A 14534-nucleotide genomic window follows, 5' to 3' on the forward strand; every position below is an offset into this window, starting at 1 on the left:
CCAGATCACCTTTCGCGGTTTCAGGAGACGCACATGCTCTACCAAGGCGCTAACCTTACTCTTCACTGGCTGGACGATGGCATCGCCGAGCTGGTTTTTGACGCTACAGGCTCGGTCAATAAGCTCGATACGCAAACGGTCGCCAGTCTGGGCGAGGCGATTGCGGTGCTGGAACAGCAGCCAGAACTGCGCGGCCTGCTGTTGAGCTCCGCTAAACCTGCTTTTATTGTGGGCGCGGATATCACCGAGTTCCTTTCTCTGTTTGATGCACCCACCGAAAAACTAAGCCAGTGGCTGAGCTACGCCAACAGCATCTTCAACCGTCTGGAAGATTTACCGGTGCCAACCCTGGCCGCCATTGACGGCTATGCGCTGGGCGGCGGATGCGAATGCGTACTGGCAACCGATCTGCGTATCGCCACTGCGGACGCCCGTATTGGCCTGCCGGAAACAAAACTCGGCATCATGCCCGGATTTGGCGGCAGCGTGCGACTACCGCGCCTGCTGGGTGCCGACAGCGCGCTGGAAATTATTGCAGCGGGCAAAGATATCGATGGCAATGCCGCCCTGAAACTCGGTCTGGTCGATGCGGTCGTGGCGCGTGAGAAACTTCGCGAGGCGGGGATCACCATGCTTAAGGCCGCTGCCGCAGATGGCAGCTGGCGCGCGCGCCGGGCACCGAAACTGGCACCGCTGAAACTCAGCCCGATTGAAGCGGCGATGAGCTTCACGATTGCGAAAGCGATGGTGCTGCAGACCGCAGGTAAACACTATCCCGCTCCGCTAATGGCCGTAAAAACCATTGAAGCGGCGGCCAGCCTGGGGCGTGATGATGCGCTGAAACTTGAAACGGCGGCGTTTGTGCCGCTGGCGCAGTCTGATGAAGCCCGCGCACTGGTCGGCATCTTCCTCAACGACCAGTACGTTAAAAGCCTGGCGAAAAAGCGCGGCAGCGAAAGCGGCGCACCGGCTCAGGCAGCGGTACTGGGCGCGGGCATCATGGGTGGCGGCATCAGCTACCAGTCTGCCTGGAAAGGCGTGCCGGTCAGAATGAAAGACATTAATCCGCAGGCGTTAACGCTGGGGATGAATGAAGCCAGCAAGCTGCTCAATAAGCTGCTGGAGCGCGGCAAAATCGACGGCAGTAAACTCGCCAGTGTGATCGCCACTATTCAGCCCACCCTGGATTACGCCGGTTTTGACCAGCCCGATGTGGTGGTGGAAGCCGTGGTCGAGAACCCGCTGATCAAGGCCAAAGTGCTGGCTGAAACCGAACAGCATCTGCGTCAGGATGCGATTCTGGCCTCCAATACCTCAACCATTCCTATCACCCAGCTGGCACAGGCGCTGCAGCGCCCGGAAAATTTCTGTGGCATGCACTTCTTCAATCCGGTGCCGCGTATGCCGCTGGTTGAAGTCGTTCGTGGCGAGAAAACCAGTGAAGCGACACTGAGTAAAGTGGTGGCATGGGCCAGCAAAATGGGCAAAACGCCGATCGTGGTGAATGACTGCCCTGGCTTTTTTGTGAACCGGGTGCTGTTCCCCTACTTCGCTGCTTTCAGCCTGCTGCTGCGCGACGGCGCTGATTTCCGTCAGATTGATAAAGTGATGGAAAAACAGTTCGGCTGGCCGATGGGGCCGTCATGGCTGCTGGATGTGGTGGGCATCGATACCGCGCACCACGCACAAAGCGTCATGGCCGATGGTTTCCCGGATCGTATGAAGCATGACTATCGCGATGCGATCGATCTGTTGTTTGATGCCGGTCGTTTTGGTCAGAAAAATGGCAAAGGCTTCTGGCGCTGGGAAGAGGATAAAAAGGGCAAGCTGAAGAAAGTGCCGGATGCTGAAGTGGATACGCTGCTGCAACAGGTCTGTCAGCCCGCGCGGGTCTTCAGCGATGAAGAGATCCTGAACCGCATGATGCTGCCGATGCTGAATGAGGTGGTGCGCTGTCTGGAAGAGAAGATTATCGCCTCGCCCGCTGAAGCGGATATGGCACTGGTATATGGTCTCGGCTTCCCGCCGTTCCGTGGTGGCGCTTTCCGCTATCTCGATACCCTGGGCAACAGCAATGTGGTCGATCAGGCCCGGCGCTACAGCGCACTTGGTGGCCTGTATGCCCTGCCTGCGCTGCTGGTGCAGAAAGCCCATCAGCATGAAAGCTGGTATCCCGCCGCCAAACCGATTGATGAAGCCGCGCTGAAAAGCGCCTGAGGGCAAGAAGATGGAAAATGTGGTGATTGTTGATGCGGTGCGCACGCCAATGGGACGTTCAAAAGGCGGAGCTTTTCGGAACGTGCGCGCTGAAGATCTCTCCGCGCACCTGATGCGCGAAATCCTGAGCCGCAACCCGGCGGTGAACCCGGCATCCCTCGACGATATCGTCTGGGGCTGCGTACAGCAGACGCTGGAACAGGGATTTAATATCGCGCGTAACGCCGCGCTGCTGGCCGAAATCCCGCACTCTGTGCCGGCCACGACCGTTAACCGGCTGTGTGGTTCGTCAATGCAGGCGCTGCACGATGCGGCCCGCGCCATTATGGTCGGCGATGCGCAGTGCTGCCTGATTGGCGGTGTGGAGCATATGGGACACGTGCCGATGAATCACGGCGTCGACTTTCATCCCGGCCTGGGCCGCACCGTCGCTAAAGCTGCGGGGATGATGGGCTTAACCGCCGAGATGCTGGCGCGTATGCATCATATCAGCCGTGAGCAGCAGGATGCGTTCGCCCTGCGTTCGCACCAGCGCGCATGGCAGGCCACCCAGCGCGGGGACTTCGCAACGGAAATTGTCGCCACCTATGGTCACGACAGCGACGGCATTCTTAAGCGCTATGATTTCGATGAGGTGATCCGCGAGGAGACCAGCGCCGAAGGTCTGGCGGCACTCAAACCCGCCTTCGATCCGGTGAATGGCACCGTCACAGCGGGTACGTCGTCGGCCCTGTCCGATGGCGCGGCGGCCATGCTGATTATGAGTGAATCACGCGCCCGTGAACTGGGGCTGACGCCACGTGCACGTATCCGCAGCATGGCAGTGGTCGGCTGTGATCCGTCGATCATGGGCTACGGACCGGTTCCGGCCAGCAAACTGGCATTGAAACGGGCGGGACTGAGCGTCAGTGATATCGACGTGTTTGAGCTGAACGAAGCCTTTGCCGCGCAGACCCTACCCTGTATTAAAGACTTAGGTTTGCTGGAACTGATGGATGAGAAGGTCAATCTGAATGGCGGCGCGATTGCTTTAGGTCATCCGCTGGGCTGTTCCGGCGCACGCATCAGCACCACATTACTGAACATCATGGAACGCCGCGATGCCCGTTTTGGCCTTGCCACCATGTGCATCGGACTGGGCCAGGGGATCGCAACCGTATTCGAGCGTCTTTAATACGTTGAGTTTTATTTTGTCAGATTTACCCGCCGTTGATCGGCGGGTTTTTTCTGTCTGCTACCAGGAATCAGATAAAGGCAAACGCATCGCCATACATCTGTGATTCCACTGCGCCACGCTCGGCACAGAAACGGTCGCGGGCAATCTTCGCCATCTCAAAACGTCCGGCGATGTAGATCTCATGCTCACTCAGCGTGCTGAAGTCCTGCATCACTGCGGTCAGCACCGTACCAGAACGGCCCTGCCAGCCTGCTTCGGGCTGCTCGACCACCGGGATCACCTTCAGGTTCGGGTGCTTCACGGCCAGCGCATCCAGCTCATCCATATCGTACAGATGCTTAAGCTCACGTCCGCCCCAGTAAATGGCGATATCGCGCTCTGGCTGTTCCGCCAGTGCGGTAAGCAGAATCGAACGGGCATAGGAGAAACCGGTGCCGCCTGCAATCAGGATCAGCGGTTTGGTGCTCTCTTCACGCAGCCAGGCATCGCCGTGCGGCATATCAACCGTGATCTGGCGATCGTTACGGATGCGGTCCATTACGGCCATGGCATAGAGGTTCAGATCGGACGCGCCGATATGCAGCTCGATAATATCTTTTTCCATCGGCGTTGAGGCCAGCGAGAACGGACGCTTGTCGCGCTCATCCATCACTACCATCAGATACTGTCCCGCGCGAAAACTGAATTCCGCTTCAGGGATCAGGCGAACGCGATAGACCGTGTCGGTAATCGCCTCAACCGAAGTTACTTTACAGCTTAACGTTGTCATGCGTTCCCTCTGTCGGGTCGTCTTTATGGTTGTGCTCGCCATCAACGCTGTGGCGGCTGATCAAAAATACCTAGCTCATCCCAGATAGCATCAATGCGCGCGGTGACCGCCGGATCTTTAACGATGGGTGTGCCCCATTCACGCTGCGTTTCACCTGGCCACTTATTGGTCGCATCCATCCCCATTTTCGACCCCAGCCCGGAAACGGGCGAGGCGAAATCGAGATAATCAATCGGGGTATTTTCCACTAATACCGTATCGCGGGCCGGATCCATACGGGTGGTAATGGCCCAGATCACGTCGTTCCAGTCACGCGCATTAACATCATCGTCACACACAATAACAAATTTGGTGTACATGAACTGCCGTAAAAACGACCAGACGCCAAACATGACACGTTTCGCATGCCCGGCGTACTGCTTTTTAATCGTTACGACCGCCAGCCGGTATGAGCAACCTTCCGGTGGCAGATAGAAGTCCACAATCTCCGGGAACTGCTTCACCAGGATTGGCACCAGCACTTCATTCAGCGCCACACCTAACACCGCAGGTTCATCCGGCGGACGGCCGGTGTAGGTGGAGTGATAGATAGGCTTATGGCGCTGCGTAATATGTGTCACGGTAAACACCGGGAAGCTATCTACTTCATTGTAGTAGCCGGTGTGATCGCCGTAAGGTCCTTCTGGCGCCATATCGCCCGCTTCGATATAGCCTTCCAGCACGATTTCCGCACTGGCCGGCACTTCGAGATCGTTCGACAGGCACTTCACCACTTCGGTTTTATTGCCGCGCAGCAACCCGGCAAACGCATATTCTGACAGCGTATCAGGCACCGGCGTGACGGCACCGAGAATGGTGGCGGGATCGGCACCCAGCGCTACCGAGACCGGAAAACGCTCACCCGGATGCGCTTTCGTCCACTCCAGATAATCGAGCGCGCCGCCACGGTGCGACAGCCAGCGCATAATCAGACGGTTTTTGCCGATCACCTGCTGTCGATAAATGCCAAGATTCTGCCGCTCTTTATGCGGGCCGCGCGTGACGGTCAATCCCCAGGTAATCAGCGGTGCCGCATCGCCAGGCCAGCACTTCATCACCGGAATACGCGTCAGATCGACTTCATCGCCGCTGAACACCTCTTCCTGACAGGGTGCATTGCGCAGACGTTTGGTCGGCATGTTCAGGACCTGCTTAAACTGCGGCATCTTATCGAACAGATCGCGGAAGCCTTTTGGCGGCTCCGGCTCTTTCAGGAAGGCCAGCAGTTTACCCACTTCACGCAGTGCGCTGACTTCCTCCTGGCCCATGCCCATGGCCACGCGCTTTGGCGTGCCGAACAGATTGCACAGCACCGGCATGTCGTACCCTTTCGGGTTTTCAAACAGCAGAGCAGGGCCACCGGCACGCAGGGTGCGGTCGGCAATTTCGGTCATTTCCAGTTCAGGATCGATCGACTGGGTAATGCGCTTTAGCTCACCGCGCTGTTCGAGCAGCGCGAGAAAGTCTCTTAAATCGTGATATTTCATGCGGCTTTAGCTTTCCGGCCAGAGTGAGTCGGCCATTATAGGTCTGATTACACGGAGTTGCTGAGGTTTATACGGCCGCCTCATACGCACTGAAAGGGAACCAGCGGTTGTAACGCACGGGCATCGTGATACCCCTGAATCGGCTCGCCGTGGCGAAACAGTTTAAAATCTTCGTTACGCACGCTGTGATAACGCAGCTGGTTGTCATGCAGGTGCAGAAAACTGCCTTCACGCAGCGCAATGACCGACTCAGCAGGGTTAACGGCACAGAACTCCGCCAGACGTTCATCACGGGTTTCGCCCATATGGCCGCTGACGCTGGCATCCAGATAGTGGGGATTGATCTGCACCGGAAAGAGGCCTAGCGCAGGTAACACCACGCTGCTGCGTACCGGCATATCGTTAGTGGTACGGATTGAGGGCGTTGCCACGTTGCAGCCTGCGCTCCAGCCGACATAGGGTACCTGCCGCTCCCGCACCGCGCGCTGAATCGCTCCGATCAGACCCTGTTCATGCAGCATCTGATTCAGAAACCAGGTGTTGCCACCGCTGACTAAAATCAGCTCTGCCTGGGCAATCGCGTCAGCTGGCGAAGCGAATGCCTGGACCCGCTCCACCTGAATTCCGAGAGAAGCACTGAGCTCGGCAGCACGTTGCTGCTGGTCGCCACGAATAATTGCGTAGGGGATCAGTACCGCCGACCGGATAGCGCGTCGGGCGATCATGGCGTGCAGCTGTGGCTGCGCATAGCCCAGTAGCGGCGCATCATCCGCCAGCTTGCCATTGCTCAACAGAAAGAGTTCCATCAGAGGATCCTTGTGCAGATGTGATGGTCATCGAGTCTGATACAGAGCAATAGCTGACGTCAATTACCCATCAATGCTTTTACTGCCATCCGGCATGTTAGGAAAAGTCTCAGTTTATTTTCGCTGCAGGACGCTTTACCCTGCCCCTGCGCTATAACTCTGGCAGCAGGTTTGCTATTCTTAGCGTCCATTCAATGGGAGCAGTTATGGAATCCTGGTACTTACTCTATTGCAAACGTGGACAGCTATTGCGCGCGAAGGAGCATCTGGAGCGGCAGGAAGTGCATTGCCTCAGTCCAATGATCGCTCTGGAAAAAATCGTGCGCGGCAAACGCACCACGGTGAGTGAGCCACTGTTCCCAAATTATCTGTTTATCGAATTCGATCCGGAAGCGATTCACACCACGACGATTAGCAGCACACGCGGTGTCAGTCACTTCGTGCGCTTTGGCACCACGCCCGCAACCGTGCCATCGGCGGTGATCGAAGCGCTGGAAACCGACGTTCCGCAAATCCTGCTTGACCCTGAGACGCCACAAAGCGGCGATGAAGTCGTCATCACCGAAGGGACGTTTGAAGGGCTGCGCGCCATTTTTGCCGAGCCGGATGGTGAAACGCGCTCGATTCTGTTGCTGAATCTGCTGAATAAGCAGGTGATGCGCAGCGTCGACAACAAGCAGTTCCGTAAGATTTAAGCCAGTCTGAACAACGTCCGCGCATTCTGATCGATGCGGGTCGCCAGTTCCTCAGCACTCTCGCCCCGCCATGTCGCCACCTGATTAACAATATGCGGTAAAAAGCAGGGTTCGTTCCGGCGTGAGGTCGGGCGCGGACGCATGTCGCGTGGCAGCAGATAAGGCGCATCCGTTTCCAGCAGCAGCCGGTCAGCCGGAATCAGCGGCAGCAGCTCGCGCAACTCCAGTCCACGACGCTCATCACAAACCCAGCCGGTAATCCCCACCGATAATCCCATTGCCAGACAGGCCTCCAGCTCATCACGCGTGCCGGTAAAGCAGTGGATCACCGCACCAGCCAGTTTCGGCAGCCAGGGTTCAAGTACCGCAGCGAAACGGGCATGGGCTTCACGGCAGTGCAGAAACACCGGCATGTTGAGTTCGGCCGCCAGCGCCAGCTGCGCGTCAAACGCGTACTCCTGCTGCTCATGCGCCGACAGGTTGCGGTTGAAATCGAGCCCGCACTCACCGATGGCTACCACTTCCGGTTTTTCAGCCAGGCGACGCAGGGTACTGGCGATTTCCGTGGACCATTCGCTGGCATGGTGAGGATGAACGCCCGCAGTAGACCAGCAGAAGCCGGGTTGAGCTTCAGCCAGTCGCTGAGCCTGCTGGCTCTCCAGCGCGTTAGTGCCGGTAATAAGCATGCCGGTGACGCCCGCATCACGCGCGCGTTTAACCACCTTTTGCCGGTCGGAGGCGAATTGCGTGCTGGTCAGGTTTACACCGATATCAAACATAATATTTCCCACTGTTTATAAACAAAAACCGCCCATCAGGGCGGTTTGGAGTGAACGCTTCCCGCCAGTGCGGGTAAGGCTGTCAGCATCAGGCGTCGGTGTTCTCTTCCTCATCCTGTAAGCGTCGGCCTTTACCCACGTAGTACCGGGAAAAGAATACGCCGACTTCAAACAGGCAGTACATCGGAATAGCGAGCAAAGTTTGGGAAAAAACATCCGGCGGTGTGAGCAACATCCCGACCACGAAGGCACCCACCAGAATATAGGGACGCTTCTTCTTCAACTCTTCCGGACTGGTGATCCCCGTCCAGCACAGCAACACAATCGCTACCGGCACTTCGAACGCCACGCCAAATGCCATAAACAGCGTCATGACAAAATCGAGGTACTTAGAGATATCCGTTGCGACGGTGACGCCAATCGGTGCGGTCTTGGTGAAAAAACCAAATGCCAGTGGGAAAACCACGAAATAGGCAAAGGCCACGCCGAAATAGAACAGGAAGGTGCTGGAAAAGAGCAGCGGCATAACCAGCTTACGCTCATGCCGGTAAAGCGCCGGGGCAACGAAAGCCCAGACCTGATAGAGGATCACCGGCACCGCAAGAAACACTGACACAATAATGGTCAGCTTAATCGGTGTGAAAAACGGTGAGGCCACATCGGTCGCGATCATGCTGGAGCCAACCGGCATCTGGCTGATCAGCGGTGCCGCGACCAGCTGATAGATGTCATTGGCGAAGTAAACCAGCACCAGAAAAATCGCTAATACAGCGAGAATGCAATTCAGTAGTCGCTTACGCAGCTCAATCAGATGACTGATGAGCGGTTGGGTATCTTCAACGGCCATTATCGTTCATCACTTGCAGAAGGGGAGGCTGCGGGATTACGCGCAGAATCTGCCGGTCTGGCAACATCACTCGCAGGCGCCTGTGCCGGAGCGCTGGCCACAGCGGCAGGTGCGGCAGAGGATTGCACAGCCGGAGCGGATGAAACCGCGGATGGAGCCTGTGCCGGAGCCGTGGCGACTGCGGAAGGTGCCGCAGAAGGTTGCACGGCCGGACCTGAATCTGAAACCGCAGCGGGAGCCTGTGCCGGGGCACTGGCCTGATGTTCTGCGCTAGCCGGCGTTGCCGAAGGCTCAACCGGGCCAGGTTCAGATGCCTGCACCGTCTCAGAAGCCGCCTGAGGTACATGCCTGTGCTGAGCCGAATGAATGGTGTTCGCCTCGTCTTCCTCTTTTTCAATGTCGATGCTCTGACTGACCGAGCGTTTCATTGAATCCGCGGTTTTACGCAGCTCTTCCATTGACTCTTTCAGCTCAGGGGAGAGCGTGCCGCGGCCCGCTTCTTCCACCTTTTTCAGGCTCTCCTGCAATTCCTGCAGCTTGAGCTCCTGCGCCAGTTCATGTTGTACATTGGCTGCCAGCGAGCGAATCGCCCTGATCCAGCCGACCACGGTTTTCACCGCAACCGGTAAACGTTGCGGGCCGAGAACAATCAGCCCGATAACGAACACCAATACCAGTTCACTAAAACCAATATCGAACACGGTTTACACCTGCTTGTCGTTCTTGGCTTCTTCTTTGTTAGCCGACGTTTGCTGTTTGTCCGCCAGTGTTTTGGCCGCGAAGTCAGCGTCCTGCTCTTTCGGCTGATCCTTTTTGTCATCCTCGTCACTCATGGCTTTTTTGAAGCCACGAATCGAAGAACCTAAATCTGAACCCAGATTACGTAATTTGTTGGTACCGAACAGAAGAACAACAATCACGGCAATGATTAACAATTGCCAGATACTGATACCGCCCATGAGATAGCCTCTAATATTCTGTGAAAACGATAAGGTAATGCAGGACAGAGTGCCCTTTTTAACCGGGCTTTAACCAGCGACATTACCTTTTTTTAAACAGACGTGACAATCAGTTTGTCTTACGCCAGCCGATTAACCAGGAGACGATTCCCGCTGCCATCAGCACCGCCGGGAAGAAGTCCCAGTCCGGTCGGGTGAGCAGCACCGCCGTTCCACTTAACAGCAACGTTGCACCGACGCCAAACAGGTATCGCGCCTGATGGTGACGGACGCGTTGCGCGTTCATGTCGCCCACTAACTTATCGACGCTGTGCCGTAAGAGTTTGTGCTGGCGCATGCTGTCGTAAAAGAGTTCTGGCAACTCAGGTAACTTTTCAGCCCAGAATGGCGCTTTCTCTTTGACCGCACGGATAATAGCGGGCAAACCGACCTGGTCCTTAATCCAGTCTTCCAGGAACGGCTTAGCCGTCTTCCACAGGTCGAGCTGCGGATAGAGCTGACGGCCAATCCCTTCCACATAGAGCAGCGTTTTTTGCAGTAATACCAGTTGCGGCTGCACTTCCATATTAAAGCGACGTGCAGTGTTAAACAGATTCAGCAGCACATGACCGAAGGAGATCTCAGCCAGCGGTTTTTCAAAAATCGGCTCACAGACCGTACGGATCGCAAACTCGAAATCTTCAACGTTGGTATCGGGCGGCACCCAGCCTGAGTCAACGTGCAGCTCCGCGACCTTACGGTAGTCACGGTTGAAGAAGGCGATGAAGTTTTCCGCCAGATAACGCTTATCTTCTTTGTTCAGCGAACCCACGATACCGCAGTCAATACCGATATATTGCGGATCTTCCGGATGCTCATAGCTGACAAAAATGTTGCCCGGATGCATATCCGCATGGAAGAAGCTGTCGCGGAAAACCTGGGTGAAGAAGACCTGCACGCCACGCTCTGCCAGCAGCTTCATGTTCACACCATGACGCTCCAGCGTCGCTACGTCTGAAATCGGAATGCCGTAGATGCGCTCCATCACCATCATGGTTTCGCTGCAGTAATCTGAATAGACTTCCGGCACATAGAGCATGCGGCTATCTTCAAAGTTCCGGCGCAGCTGAATGGCGTTGGCGGCTTCGCGTAACAGATTCAGTTCATCAAGCAGGGTTTTCTCATAATCGCGCACCACCTCGACCGGACGCAGACGACGGCCATCCGGCAGCAGACGCGGAACCCAGCGTGCCAGCCGATAGATAAGCTTCATGTCCGCTCTGATGACCGGCAAAATATCGGGGCGAATCACCTTGATGACCACTTTCTTACCGGTCGATTTCAGCGTGGCGGTGTGTACCTGCGCAATGGATGCCGACGCCAGTGGCTTGATATCAAAATCATCAAACCAGGTTTCAATCGGCGCGCCCATTGAGGCTTCAATCTGCGCTTTGGCTTTGACGCCATCGAACGGCGCAACGCGGTCCTGCAGGATTGCCAGTTGATCGGCGATCAGCGGCGGGAAAAGATCGCGACGGGTTGAGAGCATCTGACCAAACTTGATCCAGACCGGCCCAAGTTGCTCCATCGCCATGCGCATGCGTGCGCCAATCGGTTCATGCTTATACAGATTCGGGATCCAGAAAACAGAGCGACGCCACAGGCGAAACAGGAAAGTGAGGCGTGTCTGAGGGATCAGTTCATCAAGGCCGTAGGTCAGAAAGACCTTCATGATCAGATATAAACGGCGGATCTCTCCAAAACTCATTTTGCCTCCAGCTGCGCCAGACGCGCATCAAGCGCCTCAAGCGAACGTTCCATCGCGTCGACCTCCTCAGAAAACCAGGCTAACTCCAGCGAGCTAGGCGCAACACGCCACTCTTCGGTCATGGCCTGCCCGAGATAATCCTGGCGACGCTGCACTTCACCTTTGAAAAAGCGGAATGCCTGTTGTGAGCGCTGACTGATACCCTGAGCGGCGATATCGCCGACCCAGGGAGCCAGATATTCGGCCGGATCCAGCTCAGCCAGATCCATCAGCGCGGAGAACTGCTGCACCACCTGCAGGTCACCTTCAACCTGCAGCTCACCGCTGCGGATCAGCGGCGTCAGCTGCTGGCGATCGCGCAGCTTAGGCAGCGTTTTCAGCGAGGTGATCACCGTGCAGTCACTGCGATCCTGCCAGTCCGCTAATACATCCAGCTGCTGCTCACTGAAAACCAGCACCAGCGGATGCGAAAACTCACTCAGGCGCAGCGTCAGCACTTTGCCATTCAGGCGTTGCCGCGCCGCTTTCAGGCCACGATCGCGATAGAGAATACGGTTCAGCGCCGTTTCCAGACCCGCGGTAATCAAGGGCGTCAGGTTCATTACCATCTCACTCAGAACTTAAATCCACGATGCAGCGCGACAATGCCGCCGGTCATATTGGAGTAAGTGGTATTTTCAAAACCGACATCGTTCATCATCGCTTTCAGGGTCTCCTGATCGGGATGCATGCGGATCGATTCGGCCAGATAGCGATAGCTCTCTGCATCCTGCGCCACCAGCTGTCCGATGCGCGGCAGAATATGGAACGAGTAAGCGTCATACGCTTTGCTCAGCGGATCCAGAACAGGCTTAGAGAACTCCAGCACCAGCAGGCGTCCGCCCGGCTTAAGGACGCGGAACATGGAGGCCAGCGCCTTCTCTTTTTCCGTGACGTTGCGCAGACCAAAGGAGATGGTGATGCAGTCGAAATAGTTATCGGGGAAAGGCAGCGCTTCTGCGTTGGCCTGGACGTAACTTACGTTGCCCACCACGCCCTGATTGCGCAGTTTTTCGCGGCCCATCTTCAGCATGGAGCTGTTGATATCCGCCAGGACAACCTGACCGGTTTCGCCTACCAGGCGAGAAAATTTGGCGGTGAGATCGCCGGTACCACCCGCCAGATCTAACACGCGCTGACCGCGACGTACGCCGCTGCTGTCAATGGTAAAACGCTTCCAGATACGATGGACGCCAAACGACATCAAATCGTTCATCAGGTCATATTTTGCTGCTACGGAGTGAAACACATCCGCGACTTTGTCAGCTTTTTCGCTTTTGGCGACCGTCTGAAAGCCAAAATGGGTAGTTTCCTGCTGTGATTCATCTGCCATCGGTTTTACCTGCTCCACAAACAATACTTCCCGAAGTGTATCAGAGTCACGGAAGTCAGGCACGCTGCGCCCATACTATTCGTGGAGGCGTCTCACACGACTCTCACTTTCATCCGCATCCCTGTCGTCATCTGCGTCGTCAGCCGCCCGGTTTTCCGGCATGGCCCGCTCGGCCAGCTGGGGATTGATGGGTCGTTTGATCTCCACGCCCAGCGCACGAAATCCTTCCGTCTGCGCAATCAGGTTGCCGCGCCCTTCTGCCAGCTTTTTCATCGCCTCACGATAGCTGTTCTGCGCCTTATCCAGGCTGTGACCAATGCCGCTCATGTCATCAACAAACAGCCGCATCTTGTCATAGAGGCGCGTGGCCCGGTCAGCAATACGCTGCGCATTGCGGCTCTGATGCTCATAGCGCCAGAGATTGTTAATGGTACGCAGCGCCACCAGCAGCGTGGTGGGACTGACCAGCATGATGTTCTGCTGCAGCGCCTCGCCAATCAGCTCAGGCTGACGGTCAATTGCCAGCAAAAAAGCCGGCTCGACCGGAATGAACATCAACACATAATCGAGTGACCGTAAACCGGGCAATTGTTGATAATCTTTTCGTCCCAGCAGGCGAATGTGCGCTCGCATCGCGCTGACATGTTCCTGGATCGCCTGCTCACGTTCGATCTCATCATCCGCATTGAAGTAGCGCTCATAGGCCACCAGCGTCATTTTGGCGTCCACCACCACATCTTTGCCCTGCGGCAGACGCACAATGACATCCGGCTGCATCCTGCCCTGCTGTTCTGACTGGATGCTGACCTGAGTTTCATATTCGTAGCCTTCACGCAGCCCGGAGGCTTCCAGTACCCGGCTCAGCACCACTTCACCCCAGTTACCCTGGATTTTATTGTCGCCCTTGAGCGCTTTGGTCAGGTTAAGCGCCTCCTGAGCCATCTGCGCATTCAGCTGCTGTAACTGCCGGATTTCATGAGTCAGTGTGTGCCGTTCACGCGCCTCTGTGCCAAAGCTTTCATGCACCTGACGACGGAAGCCATCCAGCTGTTCACGCAGCGGACCAATCAGCCCGTCCAGACTCTGGCGGTTCTGTTCATCGACGCGACGGCCGCTGTTTTCGAAAATACGGTTGGCGAGGTTTTCAAACTGGGCGCTGAGGCGTTGTTCGCTGTTGGTCAGCAGGCGCTGTTTCTCTTCAGCGGCAAAACGGGTCTCTTCAAGGCGGATGGTCACTTCGCGCAGCTCTGCTTCCTGCGCGCTGTTCACCTCCAGCTGATTACGCAGTTCACGATTAAGCTGTTCGCTTTCATTGCGCCAGTAATCGAGCTGTTGCAGGCGCTCATTGGCACCGCTCAGCGCGCCATGAAGCTGACGCAGCTCCTGCTCACGCTGCTGCGTCTGCTGCTGAAGCTGTTCGATTTGCTGCTGCTGGCGCTGTTGCGCCTCTTCCTGCAGACGGCGCTCGGTCTGAAAACTGGCGACCTGATGGCCGGCACGTAACTGTGCCAGCATCCAGCCAATCCCCAACCCGGCAAGCGCCAGACAGGCGCTGATAATGATGTGCTGATCCATGATTTCCCCGCGACTCAGGCTGCTGAGGAAAAAGGTAGAGTCGCACTGTATGAATGTCCAGATAA

14 protein-coding genes are annotated in these 14534 nt (G+C 56.4%); 3 read left to right on the forward strand and 11 right to left on the reverse strand.

What is annotated here, in order from left to right; translation table 11 throughout:
• Positions 1-33 precede the first annotated feature (33 nt).
• On the forward strand, positions 34-2217 hold the full coding sequence (gene fadB, locus EGO56_RS18215) for a fatty acid oxidation complex subunit alpha FadB (protein WP_135910443.1): 2184 nt from the start codon (positions 34-36) through the stop codon (positions 2215-2217).
• A gap of 10 nt (positions 2218-2227) precedes the next feature.
• The gene (fadA, locus tag EGO56_RS18220; protein ID WP_013359720.1) at positions 2228-3391 is read left to right on the forward strand and encodes an acetyl-CoA C-acyltransferase FadA; all 1164 of its coding nucleotides are present in this window, start codon (positions 2228-2230) and stop codon (positions 3389-3391) included.
• A gap of 70 nt (positions 3392-3461) precedes the next feature.
• Here the strand turns inward: fadA and fre are convergent, their stop codons facing one another.
• From fre to pepE, 3 genes are all read right to left on the reverse strand, one after another.
• Positions 3462-4163, reverse strand: coding sequence for an NAD(P)H-flavin reductase (gene fre / locus EGO56_RS18225; RefSeq protein WP_008926461.1), 702 nt, complete (start codon positions 4161-4163; stop codon positions 3462-3464).
• 41 nt (positions 4164-4204) lie between these two features.
• Positions 4205-5689, reverse strand: coding sequence for a 4-hydroxy-3-polyprenylbenzoate decarboxylase (ubiD, locus tag EGO56_RS18230; protein WP_010257222.1), 1485 nt, complete (start codon positions 5687-5689; stop codon positions 4205-4207).
• 80 nt (positions 5690-5769) lie between these two features.
• Positions 5770-6495 (reverse strand): dipeptidase PepE, encoded by a 726-nt coding sequence (pepE, locus tag EGO56_RS18235; RefSeq protein ID WP_135910444.1) that lies wholly within the window; start codon positions 6493-6495, stop codon positions 5770-5772.
• 206 nt (positions 6496-6701) lie between these two features.
• Between pepE and rfaH the strand changes: the two genes are divergently transcribed.
• Positions 6702-7190, forward strand: coding sequence for a transcription/translation regulatory transformer protein RfaH (gene rfaH, locus EGO56_RS18240; RefSeq protein WP_033734838.1), 489 nt, complete (start codon positions 6702-6704; stop codon positions 7188-7190).
• Here rfaH and tatD read toward each other — a convergent pair.
• The 8 genes from tatD to rmuC form a co-directional block, all read right to left on the reverse strand.
• Complete coding sequence (gene tatD, locus EGO56_RS18245) at positions 7187-7969, reverse strand: 3'-5' ssDNA/RNA exonuclease TatD (RefSeq protein ID WP_033734837.1); 783 nt, start codon at positions 7967-7969, stop codon at positions 7187-7189. The two genes, rfaH and tatD, sit on opposite strands and share 4 nt — an antisense overlap.
• An 88-nt stretch (positions 7970-8057) precedes the next feature.
• Positions 8058-8816: a Sec-independent protein translocase subunit TatC gene (gene tatC / locus EGO56_RS18250; protein WP_013359715.1), complete on the reverse strand. Its 759-nt coding sequence runs from the start codon at positions 8814-8816 to the stop codon at positions 8058-8060.
• Positions 8816-9517: a Sec-independent protein translocase protein TatB gene (tatB, locus tag EGO56_RS18255; RefSeq protein WP_135910445.1), complete on the reverse strand. Its 702-nt coding sequence runs from the start codon at positions 9515-9517 to the stop codon at positions 8816-8818. Before tatB ends, tatC begins: the two co-directional genes overlap by 1 nt.
• A 3-nt stretch (positions 9518-9520) precedes the next feature.
• The gene (gene tatA / locus EGO56_RS18260; protein WP_009088506.1) at positions 9521-9775 is read right to left on the reverse strand and encodes a Sec-independent protein translocase subunit TatA; all 255 of its coding nucleotides are present in this window, start codon (positions 9773-9775) and stop codon (positions 9521-9523) included.
• A gap of 109 nt (positions 9776-9884) precedes the next feature.
• Entirely contained in the window at positions 9885-11522 is a 1638-nt protein-coding gene (gene ubiB / locus EGO56_RS18265; protein ID WP_033734835.1) for a ubiquinone biosynthesis regulatory protein kinase UbiB, read from the reverse strand.
• On the reverse strand, positions 11519-12124 hold the full coding sequence (gene ubiJ / locus EGO56_RS18270) for a ubiquinone biosynthesis protein UbiJ (protein ID WP_135910446.1): 606 nt from the start codon (positions 12122-12124) through the stop codon (positions 11519-11521). The genes ubiB and ubiJ overlap by 4 nt, the downstream gene beginning before the upstream one ends.
• An 11-nt stretch (positions 12125-12135) precedes the next feature.
• On the reverse strand, positions 12136-12894 hold the full coding sequence (gene ubiE, locus EGO56_RS18275) for a bifunctional demethylmenaquinone methyltransferase/2-methoxy-6-polyprenyl-1,4-benzoquinol methylase UbiE (RefSeq protein ID WP_008926452.1): 759 nt from the start codon (positions 12892-12894) through the stop codon (positions 12136-12138).
• 75 nt (positions 12895-12969) lie between these two features.
• Positions 12970-14469 carry a DNA recombination protein RmuC gene (rmuC, locus tag EGO56_RS18280; RefSeq protein ID WP_135910447.1) on the reverse strand — a complete coding sequence of 500 codons (1500 nt, stop codon included), beginning with the start codon at positions 14467-14469 and terminating at the stop codon, positions 12970-12972.
• Positions 14470-14534: the final 65 nt, after the last annotated feature.

The organism is Pantoea vagans, from assembly GCF_004792415.1.
Lineage (GTDB): Bacteria > Pseudomonadota > Gammaproteobacteria > Enterobacterales > Enterobacteriaceae > Pantoea > Pantoea vagans.

Bases quoted from the DNA above. Each gene is read 5' to 3' on its own strand.
- fadB (WP_135910443.1), top strand. From the start codon at position 34: ATGCTCTACCAAGGCGCTAACCTTACTCTTCACTGGCTGGACGATGGC.
- fadA (WP_013359720.1), top strand. From the start codon at position 2,228: ATGGAAAATGTGGTGATTGTTGATGCGGTGCGCACGCCAATGGGACGT.
- fre (WP_008926461.1), bottom strand. From the start codon at position 4,163: ATGACAACGTTAAGCTGTAAAGTAACTTCGGTTGAGGCGATTACCGAC.
- ubiD (WP_010257222.1), bottom strand. From the start codon at position 5,689: ATGAAATATCACGATTTAAGAGACTTTCTCGCGCTGCTCGAACAGCGC.
- pepE (WP_135910444.1), bottom strand. From the start codon at position 6,495: ATGGAACTCTTTCTGTTGAGCAATGGCAAGCTGGCGGATGATGCGCCG.
- rfaH (WP_033734838.1), top strand. From the start codon at position 6,702: ATGGAATCCTGGTACTTACTCTATTGCAAACGTGGACAGCTATTGCGC.
- tatD (WP_033734837.1), bottom strand. From the start codon at position 7,969: ATGTTTGATATCGGTGTAAACCTGACCAGCACGCAATTCGCCTCCGAC.
- tatC (WP_013359715.1), bottom strand. From the start codon at position 8,816: ATGGCCGTTGAAGATACCCAACCGCTCATCAGTCATCTGATTGAGCTG.
- tatA (WP_009088506.1), bottom strand. From the start codon at position 9,775: ATGGGCGGTATCAGTATCTGGCAATTGTTAATCATTGCCGTGATTGTT.
- ubiB (WP_033734835.1), bottom strand. From the start codon at position 11,522: ATGAGTTTTGGAGAGATCCGCCGTTTATATCTGATCATGAAGGTCTTT.
- ubiJ (WP_135910446.1), bottom strand. From the start codon at position 12,124: ATGAACCTGACGCCCTTGATTACCGCGGGTCTGGAAACGGCGCTGAAC.
- ubiE (WP_008926452.1), bottom strand. From the start codon at position 12,894: ATGGCAGATGAATCACAGCAGGAAACTACCCATTTTGGCTTTCAGACG.
- rmuC (WP_135910447.1), bottom strand. From the start codon at position 14,469: ATGGATCAGCACATCATTATCAGCGCCTGTCTGGCGCTTGCCGGGTTG.